The organism is Paraburkholderia sp. BL9I2N2, assembly GCF_004339745.1.
Classification (GTDB): Bacteria; Pseudomonadota; Gammaproteobacteria; order Burkholderiales; family Burkholderiaceae; genus Paraburkholderia.
Genome location: NZ_SMGP01000002.1, coordinates 952,342 through 977,858, shown reverse-complemented (window position 1 = coordinate 977,858; position 25,517 = coordinate 952,342). Strand labels below are relative to the sequence as shown.

Below are 25,517 nucleotides of genomic sequence, written 5' to 3'. Positions count from 1 at the left end.
CGGGCATCGCACGGAGCAGTGCGATCATGCCCGCGCTCACTAACGTGAAACGGGCCGCCTCGCTTATGAACGGGCCGTAATAGCCGGCGTCCGCAGTACAGCTTCGCCATGCAAGCCGGCAGTGCTGGTGCGTCACATGCGATCCGTTACAATGACGCGCACTACCCATCTGGAGACTCGCTTTGAAATCTATCGTTGCATTGGTCGCAGCAGCTCTTCTGTCTTCGACGGCAATGGCCGCCGCGCCCACCACCGAAAAACTGCCTTCCGGCGTCGTGGTTGAACACCTGACGCAAGGCACTGGCGCCCAACCGGCCGCAGAAGATGTCGTGAAGGTCAACTACCGCGGCACGCTCGCCAACGGTACCGAGTTCGATAGCTCGGCGAAACACGGCGGGCCGGCCACGTTCCCGCTGAATCGCGTGATTCCGTGCTGGACGCAAGGCGTGCAGAAGATGAAGGTGGGTGGCAAGGCCAAACTGACCTGCCCGGCAGCGACCGCTTACGGCGATCGCGGCGTCGGCGTGATTCCGCCGAACAGCGACCTGACCTTCGAAGTCGAACTGGTCGGTATCGTCAAGTAAACCAGCGCGACGTGAATTGAGACTGAGCCCCGCTCCGGATATCGCAGCGGGGTTTTTCTTTTTCCGGGCACTGCGTCTGCCCGCTGCCAGGTACTCCCGAGATGAAACGTGAAACCAATGCCGTGCAGGTGGCCACCATCGGATTTACCGGCAAGACGGCTCAGGAATTTTTTGACTTGCTGAAAAACGCACAGGTGCGGACGGTGCTCGACATCCGCCTGAGCAACACGTCGCAACTTGCCGGCTTCGCGAAAAAACAGGATCTGCCTTTCTTTCTCGACAAGTTGTGCGGCGCTGCTTACGAGGAAATGCCCGACCTGGCTCCGGAGCCCGATTTGTTCAAGCGCTACAAGGCCAAAGAACTGACGTGGGACGATTTCTCCGCGGCTTACGTCGAGTTGATCGCAAAGCGCCGGGTGGAAAGCAATCTGGACGTCGATCTATTCCGCTCGGCCTGCCTGCTTTGCAGTGAACATTTACCACACCACTGCCACCGGCGGCTCGCACTCGAATACCTCAACTCGCGTTGGAATAGCCGCCTGAAAATTACCCATCTGTCGTAACCGCCGACTCGATGGCGGCGCTTTTGCGCAACGGGAGAAGGCCGGATTCACTCGGATGGCGCGAACAGCATCGAGATATAAATGATGGTGGAGACGACAGTAATGCCGACTCCGATGAAAACTTTGGTGCGATTGAATTCCAGTCCGCCGTTAATGGCCACGCAGATCCCGACCACGGACGCCAGCGTGCCGATCGTGGCCAGCAGGACGTGAAGCTTGCTGCGTAGCAGCTTGCGCCGTTCCGGACTTGCGCCTTCTTTCCAATTGTCGAGTTTCACAGGATTTATCCTTTGAGTTAGCGTGTACTGCCCGAAGGTTTGGACTGGAGAGTGGTGCGGCCCGGCTATGCCCTTTCGCATTACGAATAGTTTCCAATGGCACAGCATAGCTGAGCCGCCGGACAGTGCAAATAACAAAAACGGGTAAATGCAGCGCCCGATTGTCACAAGTCTATTTAGTGGAGCGGCGTGTATGGGCCGGACTCCGCATGAAGCAGGGCGGCGAGCGGTTTTTTAAAGTCCCGGCGCGTTCGGTCGTCTACTATCTACTCACGCGCCGACGCGGCATCCACCTCGCCGCGCAGTCCAGAATCCCCCGTCGTCATTCGTCGCGCGTCAGGAGCGCCTGCCATGAATATCGACTTTCATTATGGTGTCGTCTATATTGCCGCCCGCGTGGCCGGCATGCCGGCCGGCGACGCGATCACCGTGGCGCATGCCTGCCAATACGTGGACGATGCGACGACCGCGGGCATCTTGCGCTTCAAGGGCGGCGAGACGTTCGAACGCTTTGCCACCGCGCACAAGCTATTCGACTACGCCACCACGGAGGACGACAAAAACCGGCTGGTGTGGACGCCCTTTCATTTTCTGCCGGCCGCCGTTGGTTCGACGTTGCACGAAAAGGCCGTGTGCCGCCCGGATAGCGCGGTCGCGCGCGAGGTGGTGCGGCGCGCGATCCTGCGCCGGGACACCGAGACGGGATTGCATCGGCTGGGCGTGACGCTTCACACCTATGTCGATACATGGGCGCACCAGGGCTTCGCCGGCATCGAAAGTCCGTGGAATCGGGTTCATCTGCTGGAGGCTCAGGACTGTACGCGCAAAGGCTGGTTCGCCAAACTCAGGCTCGCCAGCGAGCACCTGATCGAGCACATCGAAGAGGACGTGCTGACCGTTGCGTTGCCGGTCGGTCATGGCGCTGCCTTGCACTATCCTGACCAGCCGTGGGCAAAATGGCATTACATCGACGGTAGAAACGAGTTCGTCCAACGACACAATCTGCCGGAATTCGTGCAAGCGGCCGAGATGGCATGCCGCGCGGTGCGCGCCTATCTGGCGGGGCGGCAAGATTTCGAGAACCTGCCCGGCATGCCGGACGATGTGAGAGACGTGCTCACGAACCTGCTCAATACGAACCGGCTCGAGGACGACAACGATCGCTTGCGGCACATTTGCCGCGTCGTGAAGGCCGGCGGTATTCCGGGTTTGAAAGAGTCGATTCCGGAATACGTGCCTAAAGGTCCCGGCTCCTGGAAGTTCCTGGCCACCGGTTTGAAGTTCGACGACGACACTGGAGACAAGCCGGTATGGACGGACGCCTTTGAGAAAAGCGATTACCGGCTATTTCACGACGCGGTCAAGCAGCACCGCTTCGTGACCACGCAGGAGATTCTGCCGACGCACGGATTGCGAATCGCCTGAACGGGGCGCCAGCGCCCCGAACCCCGGTTATTCCACTCTGGCTTGCTGACGTTGCGCGGCCTGTTCTTCCGCATGTTTTTTGGCCATATGCCGCCCCACCAGACAGCCGCCGACCGCGCCGACCACCGCGTGGTGTCCGGCATAGTGACCCGCCACTCCGCCTACGACCGCTCCCTTCATGCAGCCGGCCGCGTTTGCCGTGCCGACCGCTGCTGAAGTGAGTGCGACCGCCGCGAGGGCGGTTTTGATGTAACCCGCTTTCATCTGAAAAGTACCCGTTCAATTGAGGTGTTCTAACGTGGCGCTATTCGGCGTCATTTCAATAGCCGCCCCAGTGCCGTTCACGCCACTCGTGTTCGCGCCAATGCTCACGGCGCCATTCGCGTTCCCGCCATTCACGGCGCTCGCGCCACTCGCGTGCGCGCCAGTCGCCGTAACCGCCATAGGCAACCGGGACCACCGCCGGACCGCGCGCGACATAAACAGGCGGCGGCGCTGCAACCACGCCGACTGGAATGCCGACTCCGACGGCCACATCCACGTGCGCCGAGGCCGCCGACGATGCCGCCAGTACTGCCAGACCCAATGCCGCGCCGATGATCTTCTTGTTCATTTGCCTTCTCCTTGCATATCGAAGTGCGATGCTTCCGATTGCCTCAGGTTCGCCCTTGCGAGCTTTCCAGAGCTTTGCGTCGAGTTACGGTTCGGAGTGTAGGAGGGTGGTCCGGACACAGGTGAAACAGCGCTGCGAGATTGGTAACGCGGGGTTACGGAGGTTCGGGCTAGCGCATTGCATCTCGGGAAACCTGGATTTCCTGGCAGGCAAAAAGTGTTTTTATAAAAAATGACCGGCGCAAACGTACGAAAGCAATAAAAAATGTACTGCCGTCCTTTGAATCTTCGAATGCTTGCCTATAGTAGAAGCGACTAATGCCGCGATGCACAGCGGCTGCCTTTCTTGATGCGTGTGACGGGGAAACGAAAATGACACCATCGAATGCTGCGATCTATCAGTCCCGGGCGTCGACGCCGGAGTCCTTACGAGCGCTTGCCGGCTATCTCGAACTGGCGCTCGACGAAGGCGAAAGCGTGGTCCTGATGCGAGTCGGCACGCATGTGCGCAGTGTTTATGTCGGCGACCCGTCCGGCGCATTGGAGGAATTGACCGAGCATGGTGTGGTGGCCGCCTGTCAGGCTGACGAGATGCTGTCGTTGACCCGGATGGGCCTCAACCGCATTACCGCGGATGACCAGCAGTACCGGTTCATGCGCAGCGTGCGGTATATCGCCGACCGTCAGGCCGTCGTGTTTACGCCTATGTGATCGCCGGCCCAACAATTGGAAAGACAATAGAAGAGAAGGGGGAGTGGCAAAGGAAAAGACAGAAAAAGTGCGGCAACGGAGTAAAGAACCCAAAAAGTTCGTACTCCACCGGATGCATGATCGACTCCGACTCGTGTTTTTATAGCCACGCCGATCTGCCTTTCTCGCGTCATTCGTGGCATAGTTCGATCGATTACCACATAAGGAGCAATCAAATGCCCACGTTAGAGCAAATCCAAGCAAAGCTTAAAAAGCTTCAGGCGCAAGCTGACGTCCTTATTGCCAGGAAAGCGCAAGTCGCGGTCGACCAGATTCGTGACCTGATGCTCAAACATGGCCTGACTACCGCGGATATCGAAGCCCAGGCAAAAGCCCGGCGCGCCGCGAGAGGCCTGAATGGCAATGGCAAGGTGAAAGCCGGCAGCTCCGGTAAGGCAATAGCAAAGTACCGCGACCATAAAACCGGTGCGACCTGGACGGGTCATGGCCGCGCGCCGGGTTGGATTGCCGGCGTGAAAGACCGCACACAGTTCCTGGTCGAAGGCGCGAGCGAACTGAAGTCGGCGGCCAAGGCGGCTGTCACCCATGCGAAAGGCAGCAAAGGTCAGCCGAAAGGCGCGCAACCGCCCAAGTACATCAATCCGAAAACCGGCGCGACCTGGAGCGGCCGCGGCCCGGCGCCGGCATGGCTCGCCACGGTAAAGGACCGCACCAGATTCCTGATCGATAGCGCTTCGGCAAGCGTGGCGGATGCTGGTCACAAAGCCGCAAAGAAGGCGGGCAAAGTGAAGTCGGCGGCAACTAGCGGCGTAGTGAGCAAGAAAGCCGCAGCCCGAAAAGTCGTGGCAAAGAAAGCCGGCGCGGCCAAAAAGACAGTTGCAAAGAAAGCCACGGCGGCCACCAGGAAAGTAGCGGCAAAGAAAGGCGCCGCAAAGCCGGCCGCGAAGAAGAGCGCCGCGACTAAAGCAGTCAGGAAAGCACCTGTGCGCAAGACCGCAGCCAAAAAAGCCGTCGCGGCGACTGTCGCGGCCACACCGCAAGCCGCGCCGGCGTCAGCCGGTGCATGAGCGTAACCGAGTCGTGAAGTAGATGACCAGTACGCTTGAAACAACCCAGCAGGAAGACCAGGTCGTCCTGCTGGACTCCGTTCCTCATCCGGCAGAAGATGCCGGCGAACCCTTCATCGTCGCGAGTGACCGCCGGGTCATTCTCTCTTATCCGATTGCGGAATCCGACTTTGAACGGTTCGGACCATTCGATCCCGACGACGACCCATTTTGCGCCGTGCTATTTCCGGACACGGTATTTCATCGCCTGGGTCCGCCCGGCGACGGCGATCTCGAGATCCATCCACTCGCCTCGCAGGGTCTCACTAGCTACTCGGTACATGAAGTCATGAATTCGTCGCTTGCCGCCGAGCTTGCGGCGGTCGCATCGACGGGACCCGCGCAGCGCCATTTTCTCATCACGTTTCAGCAGTCCACATTCGAATGCGTAGCGTCGGACTATACGGTGGTCGGTGTCTATGGCGCGGGTGAAATAGCCATCCGGGAAGCGTTCTCGCTGGTCAGGTAATGAGGTCGAGTAGCAAGGTGCGGGCCTGCAACGGGCACGCGCAATGCGTCCTGCGTTCGTCGTAACAGCCGGGGCTGAGGCCCGGAGTCTTCGTCAAACCGCAGGACGCGCATCCGACGCGTCCCGCCGATTAGCATCGAGGCCACGCATGCTGACGATTTCCATTACCGCCTTCGTCACGCTCGTCATCATCTTGGTGATTGCCAATTTATCGAGCGGCGAGAAGAAGATCGAACACAAGATCGAACGCCTTTATGCGAGCGACGATCCGCAATTCCTTCGCTCGATGGGTTTGCTGCTCGGGCCGCCCGTCATCTCGGGCAATCGCTTCGAGATGCTGCTGAACGGCGACCACATTTTTCCTTCGATGCTGGAAGGCATCCGTTCCGCACGGCAAACGATCACGTTTGAAACTTTCATCTACTGGTCCGGCGAGATTGGCGAGCAGATTGCGCAGGCACTCGCGGATAAAGCGCGCGAAGGCATCGCGGTGCATGTGCTGCTCGACTGGGTCGGCTCGTCGAAAATGGACAAGCGCTATCTGGATCTGCTTCGCGATGCCGGCGCGGAAGTGATTCAGTATCACAAGCCCCATTGGACCGGCCTTGGCCGCATGAACGATCGCACGCACCGCAAACTGCTGGTGATCGACGGGCATATCGGCTTTACAGGTGGTGTGGGTATTGCGCCGGAGTGGACCGGCCACGCACAGAATGAAAAGCATTGGCGCGATACGCATTTCCGCGTGGCGGGTCCGGTGGTCGGCCATATGCAGGCCGTATTCATGGACAACTGGGTCAAGGCAACCGGCAATGTGCTGCACGGTCCCGGCTATTTTCCCGATGTCGAGTCAATGGGCGACGGCCTCGCGCATATGTTCAGCAGCTCGCCCTCGGGCGGCAGCGACGACATGCAGTTAATGTATCTGATGGCGATCACGGCGGCGACGCATTCCATTCATCTGGCGAGTGCCTATTTCGTTCCCGACAAGCTGACCATCAACGCGATTGTCGAGGCGGCGAAACGCGGCGTGAAAGTGCAGATCATCATGCCCGGCAAACGGATCGACACGCATACCGTGCGCGAAGCGTCGCGCGCGTGCTGGGGCGATCTGCTCAGAGCGGGCGTGGAAATGTACGAGTATCAGCCGACCATGTTTCACTGCAAATTGCTGGTGGTGGACGAATACCTGGTTTCGGTCGGCTCGACCAATTTCGATAATCGTTCGTTCAAGCTCAACGACGAAGCGAATCTGAACATCTACGACCGCGACTTCGCGAAGCAGCAAACCGCCGTTTTTGCGGAGGATCTAAAGAAGTCGCAGCAGGTCACGCTCGAAGCATGGATGCACCGGCCCTTTACGGAAAAGCTGATCGAAAAGTTCGTGCCGCTGCTGGATACGCAACTCTGACGATTCTTTTGATTACCGATCTGCGCCAGAGAGATAGGCTTCGATAGGTGATAGAGAAGAGGGAGTGCCGCTTTCCACTTCCATGGCAGGGAGTGGTGTGCCAAGAAGCGTTTGTGCGCGTTGATACGCATGAGCGAATCCGCGCAATTCCTGAGTTACCGGACGATCGTCCAGGCGGCGGCGCAAAAGCGCTTGCTCAATACTGCGGTCGATCAACGCGAGTTGGCTGTCGATATAGTCGAGACACAACTGGCGACAGCGCGCGGAAGTACTGGCCACGGCCAACAGCGCCGGCACGATCGAGATCGTCAGAAAGCCGCGCGGCGGAATACGCGCCAACGCGGCGGGCGAGTCGAAAAGATCTTTACGCAGCGATTCGAATACTGCACGGCCCCACACCTCACGTTCTCTTTCGAGCGCGCGGCGGCGACGCGCCAACGCGTCCCTCGCATTCGCGTCCTTTATCTCGCCGTCTGCTGTCATTAGTGCGGCGTCCGCGCGTTCACCTTCCTGAATGCAGTCGGCGCCCAGGTACGAGGCGCTCTGATTGCGGCCTGCCAGTACGAGATGTTGCAGCGTATCCGGCACGAGCGGATCGAGCGGCACGACTTCACACGTGACCGGCTTGCCGTTCAGATGGATCGCACAGCGTCCATCATCGGCGAGCGCGGGACAGCGCGCCAGAGAAGGGTAATCGTAGCCCTGCGTCATGATGCTGAAGGTGTCGCCCGCGTGATGGAGCAGCGTGTCCGCGATCGATTCGAAGGCGGCGATATCCGCCTCGTCGAGCACGGCTTCGTGCCCGCCGACGCGCACCCGCTCACCGATGCGCCTGCGCGGTACGCGGCCGATCGCAAGGCAGCCGATGAACCGGTCGCGATGCCGGAACAGCTCGGGTAACGACATGGCCGGCGGACTATTGCAGCACTTGCCGCACGCCGTGCACGCGAACGAGAAAGCGTTCACCACGGCCGGCGCACCGAGTCCTGATAGCGCGTCAGAATGAAACGCGCGACGTCGTTCGAATGGTAAGCCGCCACCAGTTGCGCAACCCAAGGCCGAGCGCGGTCGGAATCGCGCACCGTCAACACGTTGGCGTAAGGCGAGCGGGCATCTTCGAGACCGAGGCTGTCGCGCGCCGGGTAAAGACCCGCGCGCGCCGCGTCGTCGCTATCGATCACGGCGAAGGCCACGCTGTTCAATGTGTCGAATAGACGTGCGCGCGGCACCTGGCGGATCCGCAGATTCAGCCGGTTGCTCGTGATGTCGGCGAGCGTCGCGTGCAGGCCAGCCGTGTCCTTGAACGTCAGCAGCGTGAAGTTCTGCAGCAGGATCAAGGCACGCGCCGTGCCTTCCCGGTCGTCCGGAATGGCGATCGTCGCGCCGCGTTGCAGTTGGCCAAGGTTCGTCAGTTTGCGCGAGTACAAGGCGATGGGAAACGTCACCGTGGTGGCGACGCTCGCGAGCGCAAAGCCGTGCTGTTTGCGCTGTGCGTCGAAGCGTGGCTCGTCTTCGAAACTCGCCGCGTCGATCTGCTTCGCGGCAAGCGCGGCGTCGATACGCTCGGGCTGATCAAATACGACCACGTCGAGCGTGAGTCCGCGACTGGCGGCGACGCGGCGCACCTCGTCCATGATCTCGGCATGCGCGCCCGCACTCACACCTACCTTGATGACTTGCGACGCGGCAGCTTGCACGTGCTGAACCATCGAAGCGGCGACCAGCAGCACGGCCGTTGCGAATAACCGTGACTTCATGACGCGTCCCTCAACACCGTGCGAAAACCAATATGCGACGCCGGCAAATCCGCTTCCTGCTGTTCGCGCGATGCCGCCCGATAGCGCACGCAATAGTCGCGCGAGCATAGGAACGAGCCGCCTTTGATGACCATCGGCGTGTCGTGTTTGCGGCTGAGCGGCGCGACCGCCGCGGTATCGCCATTGGTGTGGGACTGGTGCGGACCGCTATAAGCATCCTTGGTCCATTCCCACGCATTGCCGATCATGTCGTAGAGCTTGAAATCGTTGGCGGCATAGCAGCCGACGGGCGCGAGGCCGACGTGACCGTCCTCATTCGTGTTGAGCACGGGAAACACACCTTGCCAGTAATTCGCGCCCGGTTTGCCGTGATCATCGCGCGGCGCAGTGTCGAGCTCCGCGCCTTCGCGGCCCGCCTTGCCCGCGTATTCCCATTCGGCTTCGGTGGGCAGATCGCGGCCCAGCCAGCGCGCGTAGGCGAGCGCATCGGCCTGCGTGACCATCGTCACCGGCTGGTTCATGCGGCCTTCGAGCGTGCTGCCGGGTCCGGTGGGATGATTCCACGCGGCGCCTTTCACCCACGTCCACCACGCGAGATCGCGTGTATTCATCTCGTCGCGTGTCGGCGTATGAAATACCACGGCGCCGCCTTGGCGCTCCGAATCGCTGACGTAGCCCGTGGCCTTCACGAATGCCGCGAACTGCGCATTCGTCACATCGGTCTGATCGATCCAGAAGCCCGCGACGAGCGTCTTGCCGTCGCCGGCCGGACGCTCGTCTTCATAACCGAGCTTGCTGCCGAACACGAAATCACCGCCATGCAGATGCACCATGCCGGCTTTCGGATCGTCGCGCCAGCGCGAAGGCAGGCCGGCGTAACGCTCGCATTGCCGCTCGGAGCCGAGCGCGGCCAACGGACGCGATGCATTGAGTTCGTCGAACGCCCCTTGTTTGCCGCCGCTAAAGACCGCCGAAGCGGCCGTCGCGGCGGTAAATGCAGCGGCGAAGGCGACCGTGGCGATCGCCGCGTAGACGCCGTACAGCGCCGCGTTGCTTTTGAGCTTGAATCTGACGGTCATTGCGTGCTCAGTAGTAACCGCGCGGACGCAACGGTTCGACGCCGCCGACGCTGCTCATATAGCTGTTCCACTGCTGCACGAGACCGTCGATCACCGAGGGATTCTGCGTCGAGACGTCCTGCGTTTCGCCACGGTCGGCGCTCATGTCGAACAGTTGCCAATGACCGTCCACGGGACCGAGCGGCGGTTCCGTCCACAGCGCTTTCCAGCGGCCGTCGGCGCTGCGCAGATAGCCGCGGCCGTAGGCTTCGTCGCCGAACGATGCGGTGTGCACGGCGCTCGTGGCCTGATCGTTCAGCAATGGCAACAGCGACTGTCCGGTCACCGGATACACGTAGCGATTGTTATAGACCACCTTGCCCTTGTTCTGATCGACGCCGGTCAGCGTATTGATGAGCGCCGGCGCGGCCTGCGTGGGCGGAGGAATCTGCGCGACGGCGAGGAACGTTGCGGTGTTGTCGGTCACGTGCGTGAAGTCACGCAGCGTCGGCTTCTGCGTGGTCTGACCTGGCAGATGCACGATCAACGGCGTGGATACGCCACCTTCGCCCGAGTAGCCCTTGGTCAGACGGAACGGCGTGGCGCTCACTTCGGCCCAGCGCAAGCCGTACTGCAGACGTTGCGCGTTCTGCTTGCCGTTGTCGGTGCCGAGTGCCGAATAAACCGGGTCGGCGGCGTTGGCGGTATCGGTCGCGGTCGGGTCGGCGCCGGAGTCGATCGGCCAGCCTTCCGCGCCGTTATCCGACTGGAACATGATGAACGTGTTGTCGTACTCGCCGATATCCTTCAGATGCTGGATCAGCAGGCCGATGTTGTGGTCGAGGTTTTCGACCATGCCCGCGTAGATTTCCATGTAGCGCGCCTGGGCCTTCTTCTCGGCGGGCGAGAGGCTCGCCCACGTCTTGTTCACCGTGCCCGGACCATAGTCGGTATAGCCTTGCGCCGCGCTATGCACGGCGCTCACGTACTTCGCGTTCACCGTGCCGTTGTTCGCGGTGGCCGCGGCCGCGGCGAGCGTTTCCGACGCGCCGCCGTACGGCACGAAGTCGTTCGGGATGATGCCGAGCGCCTTTTGCCGCGCAATGCGCGCGTTGCGGATCGCGTCGTAACCGGCGTCGTATTTGCCGGCGTAGTTATGCAGATAAGGCTCGGGTACTTGCAGCGGCCAATGCGGCGACGTGTAGGCCGCATAGGCGAAGAACGGCTTGCCGTCGCCCTTGTTCGAGTCGATGTACGAGATCAGGCGCTGCGTGTAGAAGTCGGTCGAATAGAACACCGCGGGGCTGCCGCCCGCGCCGCCCGGTTGTCCCGGCTGACCGGGCTGCACGTATTTGCCGTCTTCGGTGTAGTTCTGCGAGTTCGCCGGTTCGTGCGCGAAGTGATTGGTCGCGGCGCCGCCGAGCAATGCATAGCTGTGTTCGAAGCCCCATTGGTCGGGCGTCTGCCCACCGCCCGTCGTGCTGCCGACAATGCCCGAGCCGATATGCCATTTGCCGGCCATATACGTGTGATAACCGCCGTCCTTCAGCAGCTGCGCAACGGAGAGCGCGCGGTCGTTCAGATAACCCTCGTAGCCCGGCAGGCCTTTGCGCTCATCGGTCGGCACACCCATGGTGCCCTCGCCGACCAGATGGTGGTCGGTGCCGGAAATCAGCATGGAACGCGTGATCGCGCAGACGGTGCCCGTGTGGTGATTTGTCAGGATGCGGCCCGATTGCACGAGCGCGTCGAGGTTGGGCGTGTTGATCTCGCCGCCGAACGCGTGGATGTCGGAATAGCCGAGGTCGTCGGCCATGATGTACAGAATGTTCGGGCGTTTCTGCGCGGCTACGGGTGAGGGCGTCGGGCCGGGCAGATTGTCGTCGCCGCACGACGCGAGTGCGACGAGGCTGGCAACGGCGGCGCCGATCATGCCAAGGCGAAGAGAAGGGCGCTGCGATCGTTGTGTCGTCATTGTTGTCGTGACCGGATATGTCGGGTCGCCGATGGTAGCAATGACGTCGAAACACCCAAAGTTCGATTTCTGCGTTGCTATGTTCGATCGCCGATATAGGCGTTGCAGCGTGATACCGGATATCACGCGCGCGCTGCTTTCGCTCGTCGGCGTGTACGGCTAGTTGCCTGGATCGAGTACCGGCTTGTCCGGATTCGCAAGCGTTTTGTAGGGGAGTTGTGCGGCATGCGGATTGGTGGTCGTGTCGTCGATCACACGCTCGACGTCCGCCGTTTTCGCGAGTTCGGTGAGGAAGGCCTGCTTGTCGAAACCTGGCGCGACGCAACCTTCGACGTAGATGAAGCGGCGTTGCAGCGTCAGCCAGAGCGTCGACTGTTCGCGCCAGTGCGTGGCGAAGTTGATGTTGGTGAGGCGTCGCTGCACGGCGTCGGCGATTTCCACGTCGTACAGATAGGCGTTCGACAAACGGCAGCGGCCTTCCACCCAGCAACTATTGCCGCGCTCGATCCGGTAATGGCTGTCGTCGAGCCATTCCTGCTCGGTTTCGAGCGGGCCCAAAGGCACCGGACAGTCGCCGATCGCTTTGGAGATCTGAAAGAACGGATCGTGGCCGCGATTGACGCGCGCCGGTTCGGCATGCGCGTGAGTAGCGGCGAAACAGATCAGCAGACTCGCTAGCCGCAATGGGATCGAACGTTTCATCCTCATCAGCTCCAGGTGTCGGGCGTTGAGTAGATCAGACGGAACGACGGCAGTGGTTCGAGTGGATGCTGTGCTAATTATGCTGCGATCGCGCACTCGCGTCAGTCAGGTTTTTACCGGCTCGTGCGACGATTCTCGACTGCGAACTTGATCAACTCGGCCTGACCTTCAATATCGAGCTTGCGTTTCAGATTCAGCCGATGCGTTTCCACCGTACGCACGGAGAGATCGTTGCGCTGAGCGATCTGCTTGCTGGACAGGCCCTCCGCGAGCGCGTCGAGAATGTCGCGTTCACGCGGCGTGAGCCGCTCGACGGGCGACTGCGTTGCCGAAGCCTGAATCAGACGCGCGCCCAGTCCCGCGCTGAAAAACTGTTTGCCTTCGAGCACCGCGCCGATCGCCTGGATGATTTCGGTGGCGGGCGAATCTTTGAGCACGTAGCCGCTCGCGCCCGCGCGCACCGCCTGGGTCACATACTCGAGATTGTCGTGCATCGACAGCATGAGCACGCGAATCGCCGGGAAGCGTTCATGAAACATGCCGGCCAGTGCGATGCCGTTCATCCCGTTCATGCCGACATCCATCAGCACTAGGTGGGGTTCCTCACTCGCGGCGAGGGCGAGCGCTTCCTGCGCATTGCCCGCTTCGCCGACCACTTCGAGGTTGCGCACCGCTTCGAGCCGTGCGCGCAAACCGTCGCGCACGAGCGGATGATCGTCGACGAGAATCAGACGGGCGATAGCGGGTGAGGCGTCGTTCATGGTCAGGTTTCCTGCAAGGCCGGCAATGTCGGCTCGGTCGATCCCAGCGGCACGCGTGCGGTGACGAGAGTGTGGCCGGCCTGTGAACTGAGCGACAGCGTGCCGCCCAGCGCTTCGAGCCGTTCGCGCATATTGCGCAGACCCACGCCCGAGCGCCGGCCGACGAACGCATGCGCCACGTCGAAGCCGCATCCGTTGTCCGCGATGTTCAGCGTGACGGCGTCGTTCGATACTTCCAGCGCGAGCGCCGCGCTCGACGCCTGCGCGTGGCGCACAATATTCGTCAGCGCTTCCTGGGCGATCCGGAACAGCACGGTGTTGACCGCGTCGGGCAAAGCCGCCGCGTGCGTGTGGGCAATCTGCGTGAAGCCGATCTCGATGCCCGACTGCTCGCTGAGTTCGCGCGAGAGTTGCTCCAGCGCAGCCGCCACACCGAGATCGTCCAGCATCGACGGACGCAGCGCATGGGAAATGCGCCGTACTTCGCGCAAGGTGTCGCCAAGCCGCGTGAGGCTGGTGGTGAGCGCGGCCTCTGCCGCGGGCACGCGCACTTCGCTGCGCTCGAAGCGCGCCAGCGCGGATTCGAGCAGCAGCTTCACGGAGACCATCATCTGGCTGATGCCGTCGTGCAATTCACGCGACAGGCGCGCCCGTTCGTTTTCCTGCGACTCCACCACCTGCTGCGCAAGTCGCTTCAGCTTGGCGTCCGCGCTGCGATATTCGGTGACGTTGAGCACGAGCGCGCATAGCGCGATCACGGCGAGTCCGGCCACGGCGATCGCGTCGATCCATTTCATCGTACGATCGATGTTGGCGGCCGCGCCCTCGTCGATATGCGCGAGCGTGCTGTCCACGTCGTCGAGATAGATGCCGGTGCCGATCATCCAGCCCCAGCGCTCCAGCGGCACCACGTAGCCGAGTTTCGAGGCCACCTTGCCCGTCGACGGACGATGCCACAGGTAGCGCACATAGCCGCCGCCGCGCGAGGCCGCGGCGAGCAGTTGCTGGATCGTCAGCGTGCCTTCGCGGTCGCGCATTTCCCACAGGTCGCGCCCCACGAGGTCGGGCTCGCGCGGATGCATCAACGAACGGCCGTGCATGTCGTAGACGAAGAAATAGCCGTCCTTGCCGAAGTCCATTTTTTCCAGCACATCGAGCGCGCGCATGCGCAGCATCGAGTCGTCGCGCGCATTGTCCTGGCCAGCGTTATAGAGCGGCGCGATCGCGGTGGTGGCGAGTTCGACGTAATGCTTGAGCTCGATCTCCTTGCTGGCCATGTACGCGGCCTGCGTGGTCGCGTGCTGCGTCTCGGCGAGCGCCGTGGCTTCCTGGCGCACACCGATTTCGATGCTCGCGATGGCGGCCAGAAAGGGCACGATCGCCAGCAGGACAATCTTGGCTTTGAGTTTCATCGTTGAAAAGACGGCCGACCGGCTACGTAGTATTACGTAGCCGGCTTACGTAGTTGCGCGCTTGTGAGGACGCTCACGAAGGCGAATACTACATCCCCGCGGCGTAGTGCGCCTTGAGGGCGTTTGCGCGGCGCGAGGAGCGCATTCCGGTTTCGCCGACTAATATCACGAAACCGGTTTCCGCGTGCCGGGCCACAAGCCCTGGCGCGCGGTGTCGATAATAGACTTAGGAGATGATTGTGGAGACCTCCCACCCTGCCGGCCGTTCATGGCTATGGCTGATCCTGCTGATCCCGTACATCGCATTGCTGTGGCTGCCGTTCTATAACGACACGCGTCCGTCGTTCGCCGGCTTTCCGTTCTTCTACTGGTATCAGTTCTTGTGGGTGCCGTTGACCTCGCTACTGATTTACGTCGTGTACCGAGGTGTCAAATGAGCGATACGAATCCTGTGAATCCGGTTGCGATGACCGTCTTTATCGCATTCTTTGTTCTCGTTACCGTGATCGGCTTCTTTGCCGCGCGCTGGAAACGGGGTGACCTGACGCAATTGCACGAGTGGGGTCTCGGCGGCCGCCAGTTCGGCACGGTCATTTCGTGGTTCCTCGTGGGCGGCGACTTCTATACCGCTTATACGGTGATCGCAGTGCCCGCGCTGGTCTATTCGGTGGGTGCGTATGGCTTCTTTGCGTTGCCGTACACGATCATCGTCTATCCGTTCGTGTTCGCGGTGATGCCGAAACTGTGGAAGGTCGCTCAGGCGAAAAACCACATCACGGCAGCGGACTACGTGCAGGGCGAATACGGCGGCAAGTGGTTCCCGGCAGCCGTCGCGATCACCGGCATTGTCGCGACCATGCCGTATATCGCGCTGCAGCTGGTGGGCATGCAGGTCGTGATCAAGGGGCTCGGCGTGACCGGCGAAATGCCGCTGATCGTCGCCTTCGTGATTCTCGCGCTGTACACGTATGCGAGCGGCCTGCGCGCGCCGGCGATGATCGCGTTCGTCAAGGACATCATGATCTACATCGTCGTGATCGCGGCGGTGTGGCTGATTCCGGCCAAGCTCGGCGGCTACGCGCATGTGTTCGACGCGGCCGATACGTATTTCAAGGCCAAGGGCGGCGCGACCGGCATCATTCTGAAGCCGACGCAATTCACCGCGTATGCGTCGCTGGCTTTGGGCTCGGCGCTGGCGGCGTTCATGTATCCGCATACGATGACGGCGGTGCTGTCGTCCTCGTCGGCGAATACGGTGCGCAAGAATGCGATCTTCCTGCCGGCGTACACGCTGCTGCTGGGTCTGATCGCGTTGCTCGGCTATATGGCGATTGCGGCCGGCGTGCATGTGAAGTCGGCTTCGGACATGGTGCCGGCGTTGTTCAACACGCTGTTCCCGTCGTGGTTCGTCGGCTTCGCGGCGGCGGCGATTGCGATCAGCGCGCTGGTGCCGGCGGCGATCATGTCGATCGGCGCGGCCAATCTGTTCACGCGCAATCTGTGGCGTCCGCTCGTTTCGCCGAATATCTCGCCTGAAGGCGAGGCTTCCACGGCGAAGATCGTCTCCCTCGTCGTGAAGTTCGGTGCGCTGCTGTTCATCGTGTTTTTGCCGACGCAATACGCGATCGACCTGCAACTGCTGGGCGGCGTGTGGATTCTGCAGATCTTCCCGGCGATCGTGTTCTCGTTGTACACGCGTCGTTTGAACACGCCGGGTCTGTTCCTCGGCTGGCTGGCCGGGATCGTGCTCGGAACCGGGCTGGCGATTTCGCAAGGCCTCAAGCCGGTGTTCGCCCTGCATCTCGGCGATGCGGTCTATCCGGTGTATATCGGCCTGATCGCGCTGGCGGTCAATATCGTCGTGAGCTTCGCCGTGTCGGTTCTGTCGCCGCGTAGAGTGGTAGCCGCGGCCTAAGCAATCGATGCCGAGATAAAGGAACGCCGCGGAGCTTGTTTGTCCGCGGCGTTTTTTTATTGTGGCTCGGAGCGCGACCCGCGCCGTTAGAACCGTTCCACGCTGAACGGCCGCGGGTCCACCACGGTTTCCTCGCCGGTCATCATCTCGGCGATCAGACGTCCGGTTATCGGACCCAAGGTCAGCCCGTGATGTGCATGGCCGAACGCGAACCACAAGCCCGCGTGTTTTTTTCGCGGGGCCGATGATCGGCATCATGTCCGATGTACAAGGACGTCGGCCCATCCAGGGTTCTTCGTCGAGACGCTTGCCCAAGGGAAACAGCGTGCGGGCAACCGGCTCGACTGCCGCAAGTTGCGCCGGCGTCTTGGGCGCATCGAGGTTCGCGATTTCCGCACCGGTGGTCAAGCGGATGCCGCGCGCCATCGGCGCCAGCACATAGCCGCCTTCCGCGTCGAGCACCGGATGATTCAGACGTGCTGTCCCCTGCGGCTCGTAGTGCATGTGATATCCGCGTTTGACAGCGAGGGGCAAGCGGTAACCCAAGCGCGTACTCGCGCGATCCGACCACGGCCCCAACGCCACGACCGCGGATAAAGCCGAGATCGTTCCCGCTTCCGTATCGACCTGCCAGGCATCGCGAAGCGTGTCCGCATCGCCGATAAAAAACTGTCCGCCGAGCGCTTCGAAGTATCTGGCGTAAGCGGTGACGAGCGCGTTCGGGTCGCTCACGGAATCGGATGCCGGATAACGCAGGCCGCCCAGTAGCGTCTTGTCGAGATCGGGCTCCATCTGTTGCAGACGGGCGGCGTCGAGCGCTTCGAACTCGACCTCGTATTCGCGATGCCACTGTTCGGCGAGCCGCAATTCCGCGTCGCGAGCCGCTGCGGTGCGAAACACTTTCATCCAGCCGATCGGGCGTAAAAGCGCGCTTGCGCCGGCATCGGCGGCGAGCGCCCGGTGTTCGCTCACGCAATGCTCGATCAGTGTCGCGTACGACTTCGCAATGGCGGCGTGCCGCGCCGGATGTGAGTTGCGCCAGTACTGCCACAGAAACGGCGCTGTCTTGAGGATGGCGTCGGCATGATAGCGAACGTCCGCCGACTGGTTGCGCGCATAGCGCAGCAACGTGTCGAGTCCCCGAGGAAACGCGTAGGGATAGACGCCTTCACGCTGAATCAGTCCGGCATTGCCGAACGAGGTCTCGTTGCCGGGCAGCTTGCGATCGACCAGCGCGACCTGGCGGCCGCGTTTCTGCAAATGCACGGCGACGCATACGCCGACAATGCCTGCCCCGAGCACAACAGTATCGAATTTCATTCTGCTTATAGGCCTCGCTTGAAGTCGCTTTGTTCGAAGAGTTCCGCGATCCAGTCGACGAACGTTCGGGTCGCGCCGCTTGCGTTTCGGCCGTGCGGATAGACGATCGAAACAGGCACAGCCGACGATCGCGCACTGGCGAGTACTTCTTTCAGACGTCCTGATTTCAGATACGGCAGCGCGACGAACTCCGAGAGCTGGATCAGCCCCAATCCTTCCAGGCCGCATTGCAGATAGGCCTCTGTCTCGTTGACCGAGAAGCGGCTCGGCATGGTCATCGCGAGATCTTCGCCTCGTACGTGGAAGCGCCAGTCGAGCGGCCTCCCTGTCGAGTTCGAGATGTAATTGATCGCACGGTGATCGTTGAGCGCGCTCACGCTGTCGGGCTCGCCATATTCTTTCAAATATCGCGGCGATGCGCACGTGATCCAGCTCAGTTCTCCGAGCCGCCGCGCAATCAGGCTCGAATCCGCCAGTGCGCCGGTGCGGATCACGCAATCGATGCCGTCGTAGATCAGGTCCGCGGGCCGGTCGCTCAGACCGAGCACGAGTTCGATGCCGGGAAAGCGCTGCTCGAATTCGCGCAGCCGCGGCAACACCATCGCGCGCCCGATCACGCCCGGCATGTCCGCGCGGACACGTCCACGCGGGGTCGCCGCATCGGCGGACAACTCGCTTTCCACGCGCGCGATCTCCGCGAGAATCGCCCGGCAGGACGTGTAGTACCGCTCGCCCGCATCGGTCAGGCTGAGCGTGCGGGTACTGCGCCGGAGCAGGGCGGCGCCCAGCTCGTGCTCCAGATTCTTGATCATCGTGGTCACCGACGAACGAGGCAGCGAAAGCGTCTCCGCGGCCTTGCTGAAACTCTGAGCCTCGACGATGCGCATGAAAGTCGTCATCGCTTGAAGTTTGTCCATGAGCGGGGCACCTGTCCAGGTTCGCACAGCGCCGTCGACAGGCGCGTTGCAGCGGGCGTTCATCTTACATGGAGTCGTTCACTTATCCGACTTGAGCCGGCTGGTTCGAGGCGGGCGCTTTCTCAATTCCGTGAGGGCGAACAATGGCGGCGGCTTGCGCACCTAGACTCCAATTCGTCCGGCTGACTTCTGCGTGAAGCTGCAACGCACCGGCGTGCTACCGGTGACGGCGGATCGCACGAGCGAACGCCACTCGATCCATTCCCGAACTTCGAAAAGGTCTCACACATGTCGCACACTCAATCCATTCTCGTGCTCGGCGCCGGTGAACTCGGCATGGCTGTATTGCGCAGTCTCGCGCGGCGCGCCGCGTCGACGCCGGGCGTCTCGCTCGCGGTTCTCCTGCGACCGTCCACCCTGCAATCGAGCGATGCCGCCAGGCAGAAGGAAATCGCCGAATTGCGCGCGCTCGCCATCGAACTCGTGCCGGGCGATCTGGCCGCGCAGTCTGAAGCCTCGCTTGCGGCGCTGTTTCGGCGCTTCGACACGGTCGTGTCCTGCACCGGGTTTGTCGGCGGCAAAGGCGTGCAGTTGAAGATTGCCCGTGCCGTGCTCGCGGCTGATGTCGCGCGTTATTTCCCGTGGCAGTTCGGCGTGGACTACGACGTGATCGGCCGGGGCAGTGCGCAGGACCTGTTCGATGAGCAACTCGACGTGCGCGACCTGCTGCGCGCGCAAGGCCGCACCGAATGGGTGATCGTGTCGACCGGCATGTTCACGAGTTTTCTGTTCGAGCCGTCCTTCGGCGTGGTGGATCTGGAGCAGAACACGGTGCACGCGCTCGGCAGTTGGGACAACGCGGTGACGGTCACCACGGCCGACGACATCGGCAGATTGACCGTGGAGATCATGTTCGCCGAGCCGCGCATCGCGAACGAGGTCGTGTTCGTCGCCGGAGATACGGTGACATATCGTCAAGTGGCGGATGCCGTCGACGCGATGCTCGGGCGCAAGGTTCGCCGCGTCGAATGGAGCGTGCCGCAATTGCAAAGCGAACTGGCCGAGGAGCCCGACAGCTCGATCAGGAAGTACCGCGTGGTGTTTGCGGAAGGTGAGGGCGTGGCATGGGACATGGATCGCACGTTCAACGCGCAGCGCGGCATGGCGGTTTGCAGCATGGAGCAGTGGATGCGCGAAAACCTTCTGATGAGCGAGGGCGTGTCGCTTCAGTGAGCGCGCAATCGGGCGGAGCGGCGAGCCGGAGCGGAAGGTCGAAGCAGTAGGCCCAAGAAGGCCAAAGCAGCAGGCGAATCATCAAGCCGGAACGCCCCGCCGAGCACGGCTCCGCTCAAGTAAAATGCGCCTCGCGCGCGTTCCGCGGATCGACTTGCGGCCGCCCGGGCGCCGACAGCGTGTAAACTGGCGACTTTTTTGTCTCCGGTGGTATGTTGCAAGCCCCCCAGCGCACCGCCCTCAGCGGCCCGGCGCTCATTCGCTTACTGGCACGCCTCGCGGATGTCGATGTCCCCGAATCCAGGCAATCGCTCTCGGACCGGCTCAGCCAATGGCTCGGCTGGACCGACGCCATTGCGCTGTCCTCGGCACTAAGCGGCAATCCGCCGGCCGTCGCCGCCGGCGCGCGAAGCTTCGGCAGCGCCGAAGAGTCGGAGTACGTGCGCGCGCGCAGTTCGCTCGCGAAGAACATCACGGGCGATAGCGTGTTCGCAGCCGACAGGCGGCGTGGTCCCGCGCATGCGTCCGCACAGGCGGCGTCGCAGAATACGCCCGCGGAGCCGGTGGCCGATTACGCGGTTTTCCGTCAACGCTACCTCTCCATCCAGCAGTCGATGGAAATGGCGATCGGCAATCTGCGCGGCCGCCTGCGGGGCATGCTGGCCGCCAGAACGCCCGCCATGGCGCGGCTTGCCGTGGTGGATGCGGTGATGGAGCGCGCGCTGAGCGAGCGCGAGCGCAATCTGCTGGCTGCCGTGCCCGTGCTGCTGGCCGGGCACTTCGAGCGCTTGCGCGCGGCCGAGCAGGCGACGCTGGCCGCCGCCGAGGCCGGCGAGTCCGCCGAATCCGCCGAATCCGCGGACGACGCCAGAAGCAATGCGGCAAGCAGCGCCGCAAGCAACCCAGCGGCGCCCACGCCCGGCGCATGGCTGAATGTGTTCCGCAAGGACATGCAAAGCGTGTTGCTTGCCGAACTGGATGTTCGTTTACAACCGGTCGAAGGGTTGCTCGCCGCCCTTCGCGCCAGCTAACTGGGACACTATGTCCAGATATCGTATTGATCTCGTTGTGTTTTTGGCCGGTCTGGCCGCGGTGTGCTGGATCGCCGCCGGCTACCTCGGTTCGAACCCGCTGGCGCTGGCCGTCACCTTACTGATTGGCGTGTGCTACCTGGCGGGCGCGCTCGAATTGCACCGCTACAACCAGGCCACCGCCACGCTCGCGCACGCGGTCGCCGGGCTGTCCGGGCCGCCGCCGAATCTCGGCGCATGGCTCGAGCCGGTGCATCCGAGCTTGCGCAACGCGGCGCGCCTGCGTATCGAGGGCGAGCGGGTGGCGTTGCCGGGTCCGGCGCTGACGCCTTACCTGGTCGGCTTGCTGGTGCTGCTCGGCATGCTCGGCACGCTGCTCGGCATGGTGGTGACCTTGCGCGGCACCGGCATGGCGCTGGAAAGCGCGACCGACCTGCAAGCGATCCGCGCTTCGCTCGCCGCGCCGGTCAAGGGCTTGGGCTTTGCGTTCGGCACCTCGATTGCGGGCGTGGCCACCTCCGCGATGCTGGGGCTGCTGTCCGCGTTGTGCCGTCGCGAGCGCCTGCAGGCAGCGCAGATGCTTGACGTGAAGATCGCGACGACGCTGCGCATCTACTCGCAGAGTCATCAGCGCGAAGAGGCGTTCAGGCTTTTGCAGCGTCAGACTGAAGTGATGCCCACGCTGGTCGACCGGCTGCAGACGATGATGTCGGCCATCGAGCAACAAAGCCTCGCGTTGAATGAGCGGCAGATCGCCAGCCAGGAGGCCTTCCACGGCAGGGCCGAGGCCGCTTATACGCGCCTCGCCAGTTCGGTCGAACAGTCGTTGAAGGAGAGCGTGGCGGACAGCACGCGCGCCGCCGGCGCGGCGCTGCAGCCGGTCATGGAAGCCACGATGGCCGGCCTCGCGCGCGAGACGACGGCCTTGCACGACACCGTCACGCACGCTGTGCAGCGGCAACTGGACGGCCTGACGAACGGCTTCGAGACGAGCACGATGACCGTCGCGGATATCTGGAACAAGGCATTGGCGGGACATCAACGTTCGAGCGAGGAACTGGCGCAGCATCTGCGCGCCTCGCTGGATCGCTTCACCGACACTTTCGAGCAACGCTCGGCCGGTCTGCTGGATGGCGTGTCCGCGCGGCTGGAAAGCACGGCGGGAAATGTCTCGCAGGCGTGGAACGAGGCGCTGTCGCGTCAGGAGAGCGCCGGCGAGAAGCTTGCGGCGAGCAACCAGCAGGCATTGGCGGCGGCCGCTGCGACTTTCGAGCAGCACGCGGCGTCCCTGCTGCGTGGCGTGGGGCAATCGCACGCGGACTTGCAGACCGAGCTGGCTTCGAAGGATGAACAGCGGCTCGCGGTGTGGACCGAGACGCTCGGCGCGATGGCCGCGACCTTGAGCAAGGAATGGGAGCAGTCGGGCGCGCGCACTGCGACCCGTCAGCAGGAAATCTGCGAGACGCTGGCGCAAACGGCGCGTGATATTTCGGCTCAAACGCAGGCGCACGCCAGCAAGACGATTGCCGAAATCGACCGGCTGGTCGAGGCCGCGGCGGAAGCGCCGAAGGCTGCTGCGAACCTTCAGGCCGAATTGGCCTCGCGGGATCAGCAACGGTTGGCAGCCTGGACCGAGACGCTCGGCGCGATGGCGGCGACCTTGAGCAAGGAATGGGAGCAGTCGGGCGCGCGCACTGCGAGCCGTCAGCAGGAAATCTGCGAGACGCTGGCGCAAACCGCTCGCGACGTATCGGCTCAAACGCAAGCCCACGCCAGCAACACGATTGCTGAAATCGACCGGCTCGTGCAGGCCGCGGCGGAAGCGCCGAAGGCTGCTGCGAACCTCCAGGCCGAATTGGCCTCGCGGGATCAGCAACGTCTGGCAGCCTGGACCGAAGCGCTCGGCGCGATGGCCACGACGCTGAGCCAGGAGTGGGAACAAGCGGGCGCACGCACCGCGAGCCGTCAGCAGGAAATCTGCGAGACGCTGGCGCAAACCGCGCGCGACATCTCGGCCCAGACGCAGGCCCACGCCAGCAACACGATCGCCGAGATCGGCCAACTCGTGCAAGCCGCCTCGGAAGCGCCGAAGGCCGCAGCCGAAGTCGTCGCCGAACTGCGCCAGAAGCTCTCCGACAGCATGGTCCGCGACACCGCGATGCTGCAGGAGCGCGCTCGCTTGCTGGAAACGCTGGAAACCCTGCTCGACGCCGTCAATCACGCGTCCACCGAGCAGCGCACGGCGGTCGACGCGCTCGTCGCCACGTCGGCGGATTTGCTGGAGCGCGTGGGCACGCGCTTCACCGACAAGATCGAACTCGAAACCGGCAAGCTGGGCTCCGTTGCCGCGCAAGTCACCGGCAGCGCCGTCGAAGTGGCAAGTCTCGGCGAAGCGTTCGGCACCGCCGTGCAAGTGTTCGGCGAGTCGAACGACAAGCTGGTGACGCACCTGCAACGTATCGAAAGCGCGCTCGACAAATCCCTTGCGCGCAGCGACGAACAGCTTGCGTACTACGTGGCGCAGGCGCGGGAAGTCATCGACCTGAGCGTGATGTCGCAGAAGCAGATCGTCGAAGACCTGCAGCGGCTCGCCGGCCGGCGCGCATCGGCGGGAGCTGAAGCGGCATGAGCGAGGACATCGACGGCGGCGTGGAGCAGGTCGCGCCGATCTGGCCGGTTTTCGGCGACCTGATGTCGGTGCTGCTGGGCGCCTTCGTGCTCATCCTCGTGGGCGTGATCGGCGTGCAACTGGAGCTTTCGAGCAAGCTGGAGCAGGAGGTCAAGCAGCGTCAACTGGAAACGCAGCGCCGCAAGACGCTCGAGCAGGCGCTCGCGGGGCCGCTCGCCGCGGGGCGCGTGACGCTGGTGAATGGGCGCATCGGCATCAGCGGCAATGTGCTGTTTGCGCTGAACTCGGATCAGTTGCAGCCGCAAGGCCGGGATCTGCTGAAGAGTCTGGCCGGGCCGCTGTCCGCGTATCTCGGCGCCAATGACGAAATCCTGATGGTGAGCGGCTTTACCGACGACCAGCGGTTGCGCGAAGGCAATCGCCGTTTCGCCGACAATTGGGAACTGTCGGCGCAGCGCGCGCTGACGGTGACGCGCGCGCTGATCGACGACGGCGTGCCCGCGTCGTCGTTGTTCGCGGCGGCGTTCGGCTCCGGGCAACCAGTGAGCTCGAATACGGACGAACAGGGACGCGCCAAAAACCGTCGTGTGGAAATCGCGCCGGTGCCGAGGCCGTCGACTGCAACGGTGAAGCCACGTGATTAACGGCGGCGACAGCGATCCGGCAAGCGGAGCCCGTGCGACGCTCGACGCGTGGCGCGAGCGCGGCGCGGATCGCCTGGACCCTGTGCGCTTCCATTTCATCGATGCGTTCGAGCGGCGCGCGGCCGCCCACGGCGGCGAAACACGACGGATTCTGGACGAGCGGCTGTCGGGTCTGCTGGACGCGTATGCCGCGCAAATCGAACGCGCGGCCTCTTCGGCTAACGAGGCAGTTGCTCACGGCGCGGGCGAATCCGCGGATGCAACGCTGAAAGGCCTCGTCGATTACATCGCGAGTCAGGATCATGTGCCTGTGGCGAGCGGATTGCCGCACTCCGCTTCGTATCCCGAACTGCCCGCGCTGGATTATTTCAGGGAAGTCTGGTCGAAAGTCCGTACCGAGAAGCAGATGCGGCAGTCGCTGGAACAGGTGCCTGGAAACGCCGGCCCGCTCAACTCGAGCAGCCTCGTGCACCGGGCGCTCTCACTCATGCGCGAAGTTTCACCGGGCTACCTCAAGCAGTTTCTGTCCTATGTCGACGCCTTGTCGTGGATGGAGCAGATGAATGGTGGCGCCGCGCCCACCGGTAAAGACGCGCCTCGCGGCGGCAACGCCGGCAAGAGCGCTCGCGGCAAAGCACGCTAGTGCGATATGCGCCGGAATGTTCCCGGCGCTTCTTCCCTCATGGCTGACGACGCTCAGTCGAAATCGAACACGTCGAAAATCGAGCGCTTTTTCTTCTGCGTCCGATAGTCCGTTCGACGGTCGTCGTATCCACGCTGGTGGTTATCGTACGAATGCTCGCGCTCCCGGTAGCCGTCGCGGGTTGCACCACGCGGCGCGGGCGGTGCGTCGGCACTTGCCGCATCCTGCGCAATCAGCTTGTCGAGTTCCCCTCGATCGAGCCACACACCCCGGCAGTCCGGGCAGTAATCGACTTCGATCGAGCGACGCTCGGTCATCAGCAGGTCGGTGGTCTTGCAAACGGGGCATTTCATAGTGTCGC

General features: G+C 62.7%; 26 protein-coding genes and 1 pseudogene. 14 read left to right on the top strand and 13 right to left on the bottom strand.

Going from position 1 to position 25,517, the window contains the following annotated elements:
• Positions 1-233: 233 nt before the first annotated feature.
• Complete coding sequence (locus B0G74_RS26345; RefSeq protein WP_012426354.1) at positions 234-584, top strand: FKBP-type peptidyl-prolyl cis-trans isomerase; 351 nt, start codon at positions 234-236, stop codon at positions 582-584.
• Positions 585-685: 101 nt separating this feature from the next.
• Positions 686-1,147 (top strand): DUF488 domain-containing protein, encoded by a 462-nt coding sequence (locus tag B0G74_RS26340; protein WP_132377817.1) that lies wholly within the window; start codon positions 686-688, stop codon positions 1,145-1,147.
• Between the two features lie 47 nt (positions 1,148-1,194).
• On the opposite strand, the gene B0G74_RS26335 is transcribed toward B0G74_RS26340, so the two are convergent.
• On the bottom strand, positions 1,195-1,425 hold the full coding sequence (locus B0G74_RS26335; protein WP_132377815.1) for a DUF2964 family protein: 231 nt from the start codon (positions 1,423-1,425) through the stop codon (positions 1,195-1,197).
• A gap of 351 nt (positions 1,426-1,776) precedes the next feature.
• Between B0G74_RS26335 and B0G74_RS26330 the strand changes: the two genes are divergently transcribed.
• Positions 1,777-2,850 (top strand): DUF6765 family protein, encoded by a 1,074-nt coding sequence (locus B0G74_RS26330; protein WP_132377813.1) that lies wholly within the window; start codon positions 1,777-1,779, stop codon positions 2,848-2,850.
• 27 nt (positions 2,851-2,877) lie between these two features.
• On the opposite strand, the gene B0G74_RS26325 is transcribed toward B0G74_RS26330, so the two are convergent.
• The gene (locus B0G74_RS26325) at positions 2,878-3,114 is read right to left on the bottom strand and encodes a hypothetical protein (RefSeq protein ID WP_132377811.1); all 237 of its coding nucleotides are present in this window, start codon (positions 3,112-3,114) and stop codon (positions 2,878-2,880) included.
• A gap of 55 nt (positions 3,115-3,169) precedes the next feature.
• A complete protein-coding gene (locus B0G74_RS26320; protein ID WP_132377809.1) occupies positions 3,170-3,463 on the bottom strand; it encodes a hypothetical protein in 294 nt (97 codons plus the stop codon).
• Positions 3,464-3,834: 371 nt separating this feature from the next.
• Here B0G74_RS26320 and B0G74_RS26315 point away from each other — a divergent pair, with 371 nt between their 5' ends.
• The 4 genes from B0G74_RS26315 to cls all read left to right on the top strand — a co-directional run bounded on the left by B0G74_RS26315 (position 3,835) and on the right by cls (position 7,159).
• Positions 3,835-4,173: a hypothetical protein gene (locus B0G74_RS26315; protein ID WP_132377807.1), complete on the top strand. Its 339-nt coding sequence runs from the start codon at positions 3,835-3,837 to the stop codon at positions 4,171-4,173.
• Positions 4,174-4,388: 215 nt separating this feature from the next.
• On the top strand, positions 4,389-5,240 hold the full coding sequence (locus B0G74_RS26310; protein WP_132379370.1) for an H-NS family nucleoid-associated regulatory protein: 852 nt from the start codon (positions 4,389-4,391) through the stop codon (positions 5,238-5,240).
• Positions 5,241-5,262: 22 nt separating this feature from the next.
• Positions 5,263-5,748: a hypothetical protein gene (locus tag B0G74_RS26305; protein WP_132377805.1), complete on the top strand. Its 486-nt coding sequence runs from the start codon at positions 5,263-5,265 to the stop codon at positions 5,746-5,748.
• A 148-nt stretch (positions 5,749-5,896) separates the two neighbouring features.
• Positions 5,897-7,159 (top strand): cardiolipin synthase, encoded by a 1,263-nt coding sequence (gene cls / locus B0G74_RS26300; protein ID WP_132377803.1) that lies wholly within the window; start codon positions 5,897-5,899, stop codon positions 7,157-7,159.
• A gap of 12 nt (positions 7,160-7,171) precedes the next feature.
• Here cls and B0G74_RS26295 read toward each other — a convergent pair whose 3' ends face one another.
• The 7 genes from B0G74_RS26295 to B0G74_RS26265 form a co-directional block, all read right to left on the bottom strand.
• Positions 7,172-8,128, bottom strand: coding sequence for a hypothetical protein (locus tag B0G74_RS26295; RefSeq protein WP_243658306.1), 957 nt, complete (start codon positions 8,126-8,128; stop codon positions 7,172-7,174).
• The gene (locus B0G74_RS26290; RefSeq protein ID WP_132377801.1) at positions 8,122-8,916 is read right to left on the bottom strand and encodes a MetQ/NlpA family lipoprotein; all 795 of its coding nucleotides are present in this window, start codon (positions 8,914-8,916) and stop codon (positions 8,122-8,124) included. The genes B0G74_RS26295 and B0G74_RS26290 overlap by 7 nt, the downstream gene beginning before the upstream one ends.
• Complete coding sequence (locus B0G74_RS26285) at positions 8,913-9,995, bottom strand: formylglycine-generating enzyme family protein (protein WP_132377799.1); 1,083 nt, start codon at positions 9,993-9,995, stop codon at positions 8,913-8,915. The genes B0G74_RS26290 and B0G74_RS26285 overlap by 4 nt, the downstream gene beginning before the upstream one ends.
• 7 nt (positions 9,996-10,002) lie before the next feature.
• The gene (locus B0G74_RS26280) at positions 10,003-11,949 is read right to left on the bottom strand and encodes an arylsulfatase (protein WP_132377797.1); all 1,947 of its coding nucleotides are present in this window, start codon (positions 11,947-11,949) and stop codon (positions 10,003-10,005) included.
• A 159-nt stretch (positions 11,950-12,108) separates the two neighbouring features.
• On the bottom strand, positions 12,109-12,651 hold the full coding sequence (locus B0G74_RS26275) for a hypothetical protein (RefSeq protein WP_132377795.1): 543 nt from the start codon (positions 12,649-12,651) through the stop codon (positions 12,109-12,111).
• Positions 12,652-12,764: 113 nt separating this feature from the next.
• On the bottom strand, positions 12,765-13,412 hold the full coding sequence (locus B0G74_RS26270) for a response regulator transcription factor (protein WP_132377793.1): 648 nt from the start codon (positions 13,410-13,412) through the stop codon (positions 12,765-12,767).
• Between the two features lie 2 nt (positions 13,413-13,414).
• On the bottom strand, positions 13,415-14,824 hold the full coding sequence (locus tag B0G74_RS26265) for a cache domain-containing protein (protein ID WP_132377791.1): 1,410 nt from the start codon (positions 14,822-14,824) through the stop codon (positions 13,415-13,417).
• Between the two features lie 239 nt (positions 14,825-15,063).
• Between B0G74_RS26265 and B0G74_RS26260 the strand changes: the two genes are divergently transcribed.
• A complete protein-coding gene (locus tag B0G74_RS26260; protein ID WP_132377789.1) occupies positions 15,064-15,261 on the top strand; it encodes a DUF3311 domain-containing protein in 198 nt (65 codons plus the stop codon).
• Entirely contained in the window at positions 15,258-16,739 is a 1,482-nt protein-coding gene (locus tag B0G74_RS26255; protein ID WP_132377787.1) for a sodium:solute symporter, read from the top strand. The genes B0G74_RS26260 and B0G74_RS26255 overlap by 4 nt, the downstream gene beginning before the upstream one ends.
• An 86-nt stretch (positions 16,740-16,825) precedes the next feature.
• Here B0G74_RS26255 and B0G74_RS26250 read toward each other — a convergent pair.
• Positions 16,826-18,059, bottom strand: a pseudogene (locus tag B0G74_RS26250) (FAD-binding oxidoreductase).
• A gap of 5 nt (positions 18,060-18,064) precedes the next feature.
• Positions 18,065-18,976 carry a LysR family transcriptional regulator gene (locus B0G74_RS26245; RefSeq protein ID WP_132377785.1) on the bottom strand — a complete coding sequence of 304 codons (912 nt, stop codon included), beginning with the start codon at positions 18,974-18,976 and terminating at the stop codon, positions 18,065-18,067.
• 288 nt (positions 18,977-19,264) lie between these two features.
• On the opposite strand from B0G74_RS26245, the gene B0G74_RS26240 reads away from it, so the two are divergent.
• The 5 genes from B0G74_RS26240 (at position 19,265) to B0G74_RS26220 (ending at position 25,156) form a co-directional block, all read left to right on the top strand.
• On the top strand, positions 19,265-20,209 hold the full coding sequence (locus B0G74_RS26240; RefSeq protein WP_132377783.1) for an aromatic alcohol reductase: 945 nt from the start codon (positions 19,265-19,267) through the stop codon (positions 20,207-20,209).
• A 212-nt stretch (positions 20,210-20,421) separates the two neighbouring features.
• Positions 20,422-21,240 (top strand): DUF3348 domain-containing protein, encoded by an 819-nt coding sequence (locus B0G74_RS26235; RefSeq protein WP_132377781.1) that lies wholly within the window; start codon positions 20,422-20,424, stop codon positions 21,238-21,240.
• A 10-nt stretch (positions 21,241-21,250) separates the two neighbouring features.
• Entirely contained in the window at positions 21,251-23,869 is a 2,619-nt protein-coding gene (locus B0G74_RS26230; protein ID WP_132377779.1) for a DUF802 domain-containing protein, read from the top strand.
• Positions 23,866-24,513, top strand: coding sequence for an OmpA family protein (locus B0G74_RS26225; protein WP_132377777.1), 648 nt, complete (start codon positions 23,866-23,868; stop codon positions 24,511-24,513). The genes B0G74_RS26230 and B0G74_RS26225 overlap by 4 nt, the downstream gene beginning before the upstream one ends.
• Positions 24,509-25,156, top strand: a complete 648-nt coding sequence (locus B0G74_RS26220) for a DUF2894 domain-containing protein (protein ID WP_132379366.1) — start codon at positions 24,509-24,511, stop codon at positions 25,154-25,156. Before B0G74_RS26225 ends, B0G74_RS26220 begins: the two co-directional genes overlap by 5 nt.
• Before the next feature lie 53 nt (positions 25,157-25,209).
• Here the strand turns inward: B0G74_RS26220 and B0G74_RS26215 are convergent, their stop codons facing one another.
• The gene (locus B0G74_RS26215; protein WP_132377775.1) at positions 25,210-25,509 is read right to left on the bottom strand and encodes a zf-TFIIB domain-containing protein; all 300 of its coding nucleotides are present in this window, start codon (positions 25,507-25,509) and stop codon (positions 25,210-25,212) included.
• Between the last annotated feature and the right edge of the window lie 8 nt (positions 25,510-25,517).

Coding starts and splice junctions, on each gene's coding strand:
- B0G74_RS26325 (WP_132377811.1), bottom strand. CDS start 3,114: ATGAAAGCGGGTTACATCAAAACCGCCCTCGCGGCGGTCGCACTCACT.
- B0G74_RS26290 (WP_132377801.1), bottom strand. CDS start 8,916: ATGAAGTCACGGTTATTCGCAACGGCCGTGCTGCTGGTCGCCGCTTCG.
- B0G74_RS26315 (WP_132377807.1), top strand. CDS start 3,835: ATGACACCATCGAATGCTGCGATCTATCAGTCCCGGGCGTCGACGCCG.
- B0G74_RS26340 (WP_132377817.1), top strand. CDS start 686: ATGAAACGTGAAACCAATGCCGTGCAGGTGGCCACCATCGGATTTACC.
- B0G74_RS26230 (WP_132377779.1), top strand. CDS start 21,251: ATGTCCAGATATCGTATTGATCTCGTTGTGTTTTTGGCCGGTCTGGCC.
- B0G74_RS26330 (WP_132377813.1), top strand. CDS start 1,777: ATGAATATCGACTTTCATTATGGTGTCGTCTATATTGCCGCCCGCGTG.
- B0G74_RS26255 (WP_132377787.1), top strand. CDS start 15,258: ATGAGCGATACGAATCCTGTGAATCCGGTTGCGATGACCGTCTTTATC.
- B0G74_RS26225 (WP_132377777.1), top strand. CDS start 23,866: ATGAGCGAGGACATCGACGGCGGCGTGGAGCAGGTCGCGCCGATCTGG.
- B0G74_RS26320 (WP_132377809.1), bottom strand. CDS start 3,463: ATGAACAAGAAGATCATCGGCGCGGCATTGGGTCTGGCAGTACTGGCG.
- cls (WP_132377803.1), top strand. CDS start 5,897: ATGCTGACGATTTCCATTACCGCCTTCGTCACGCTCGTCATCATCTTG.
- B0G74_RS26275 (WP_132377795.1), bottom strand. CDS start 12,651: ATGAAACGTTCGATCCCATTGCGGCTAGCGAGTCTGCTGATCTGTTTC.
- B0G74_RS26305 (WP_132377805.1), top strand. CDS start 5,263: ATGACCAGTACGCTTGAAACAACCCAGCAGGAAGACCAGGTCGTCCTG.
- B0G74_RS26235 (WP_132377781.1), top strand. CDS start 20,422: ATGTTGCAAGCCCCCCAGCGCACCGCCCTCAGCGGCCCGGCGCTCATT.
- B0G74_RS26310 (WP_132379370.1), top strand. CDS start 4,389: ATGCCCACGTTAGAGCAAATCCAAGCAAAGCTTAAAAAGCTTCAGGCG.
- B0G74_RS26345 (WP_012426354.1), top strand. CDS start 234: ATGGCCGCCGCGCCCACCACCGAAAAACTGCCTTCCGGCGTCGTGGTT.
- B0G74_RS26280 (WP_132377797.1), bottom strand. CDS start 11,949: ATGACGACACAACGATCGCAGCGCCCTTCTCTTCGCCTTGGCATGATC.
- B0G74_RS26215 (WP_132377775.1), bottom strand. CDS start 25,509: ATGAAATGCCCCGTTTGCAAGACCACCGACCTGCTGATGACCGAGCGT.
- B0G74_RS26270 (WP_132377793.1), bottom strand. CDS start 13,412: ATGAACGACGCCTCACCCGCTATCGCCCGTCTGATTCTCGTCGACGAT.
- B0G74_RS26285 (WP_132377799.1), bottom strand. CDS start 9,995: ATGACCGTCAGATTCAAGCTCAAAAGCAACGCGGCGCTGTACGGCGTC.
- B0G74_RS26265 (WP_132377791.1), bottom strand. CDS start 14,824: ATGAAACTCAAAGCCAAGATTGTCCTGCTGGCGATCGTGCCCTTTCTG.
- B0G74_RS26245 (WP_132377785.1), bottom strand. CDS start 18,976: ATGGACAAACTTCAAGCGATGACGACTTTCATGCGCATCGTCGAGGCT.
- B0G74_RS26240 (WP_132377783.1), top strand. CDS start 19,265: ATGTCGCACACTCAATCCATTCTCGTGCTCGGCGCCGGTGAACTCGGC.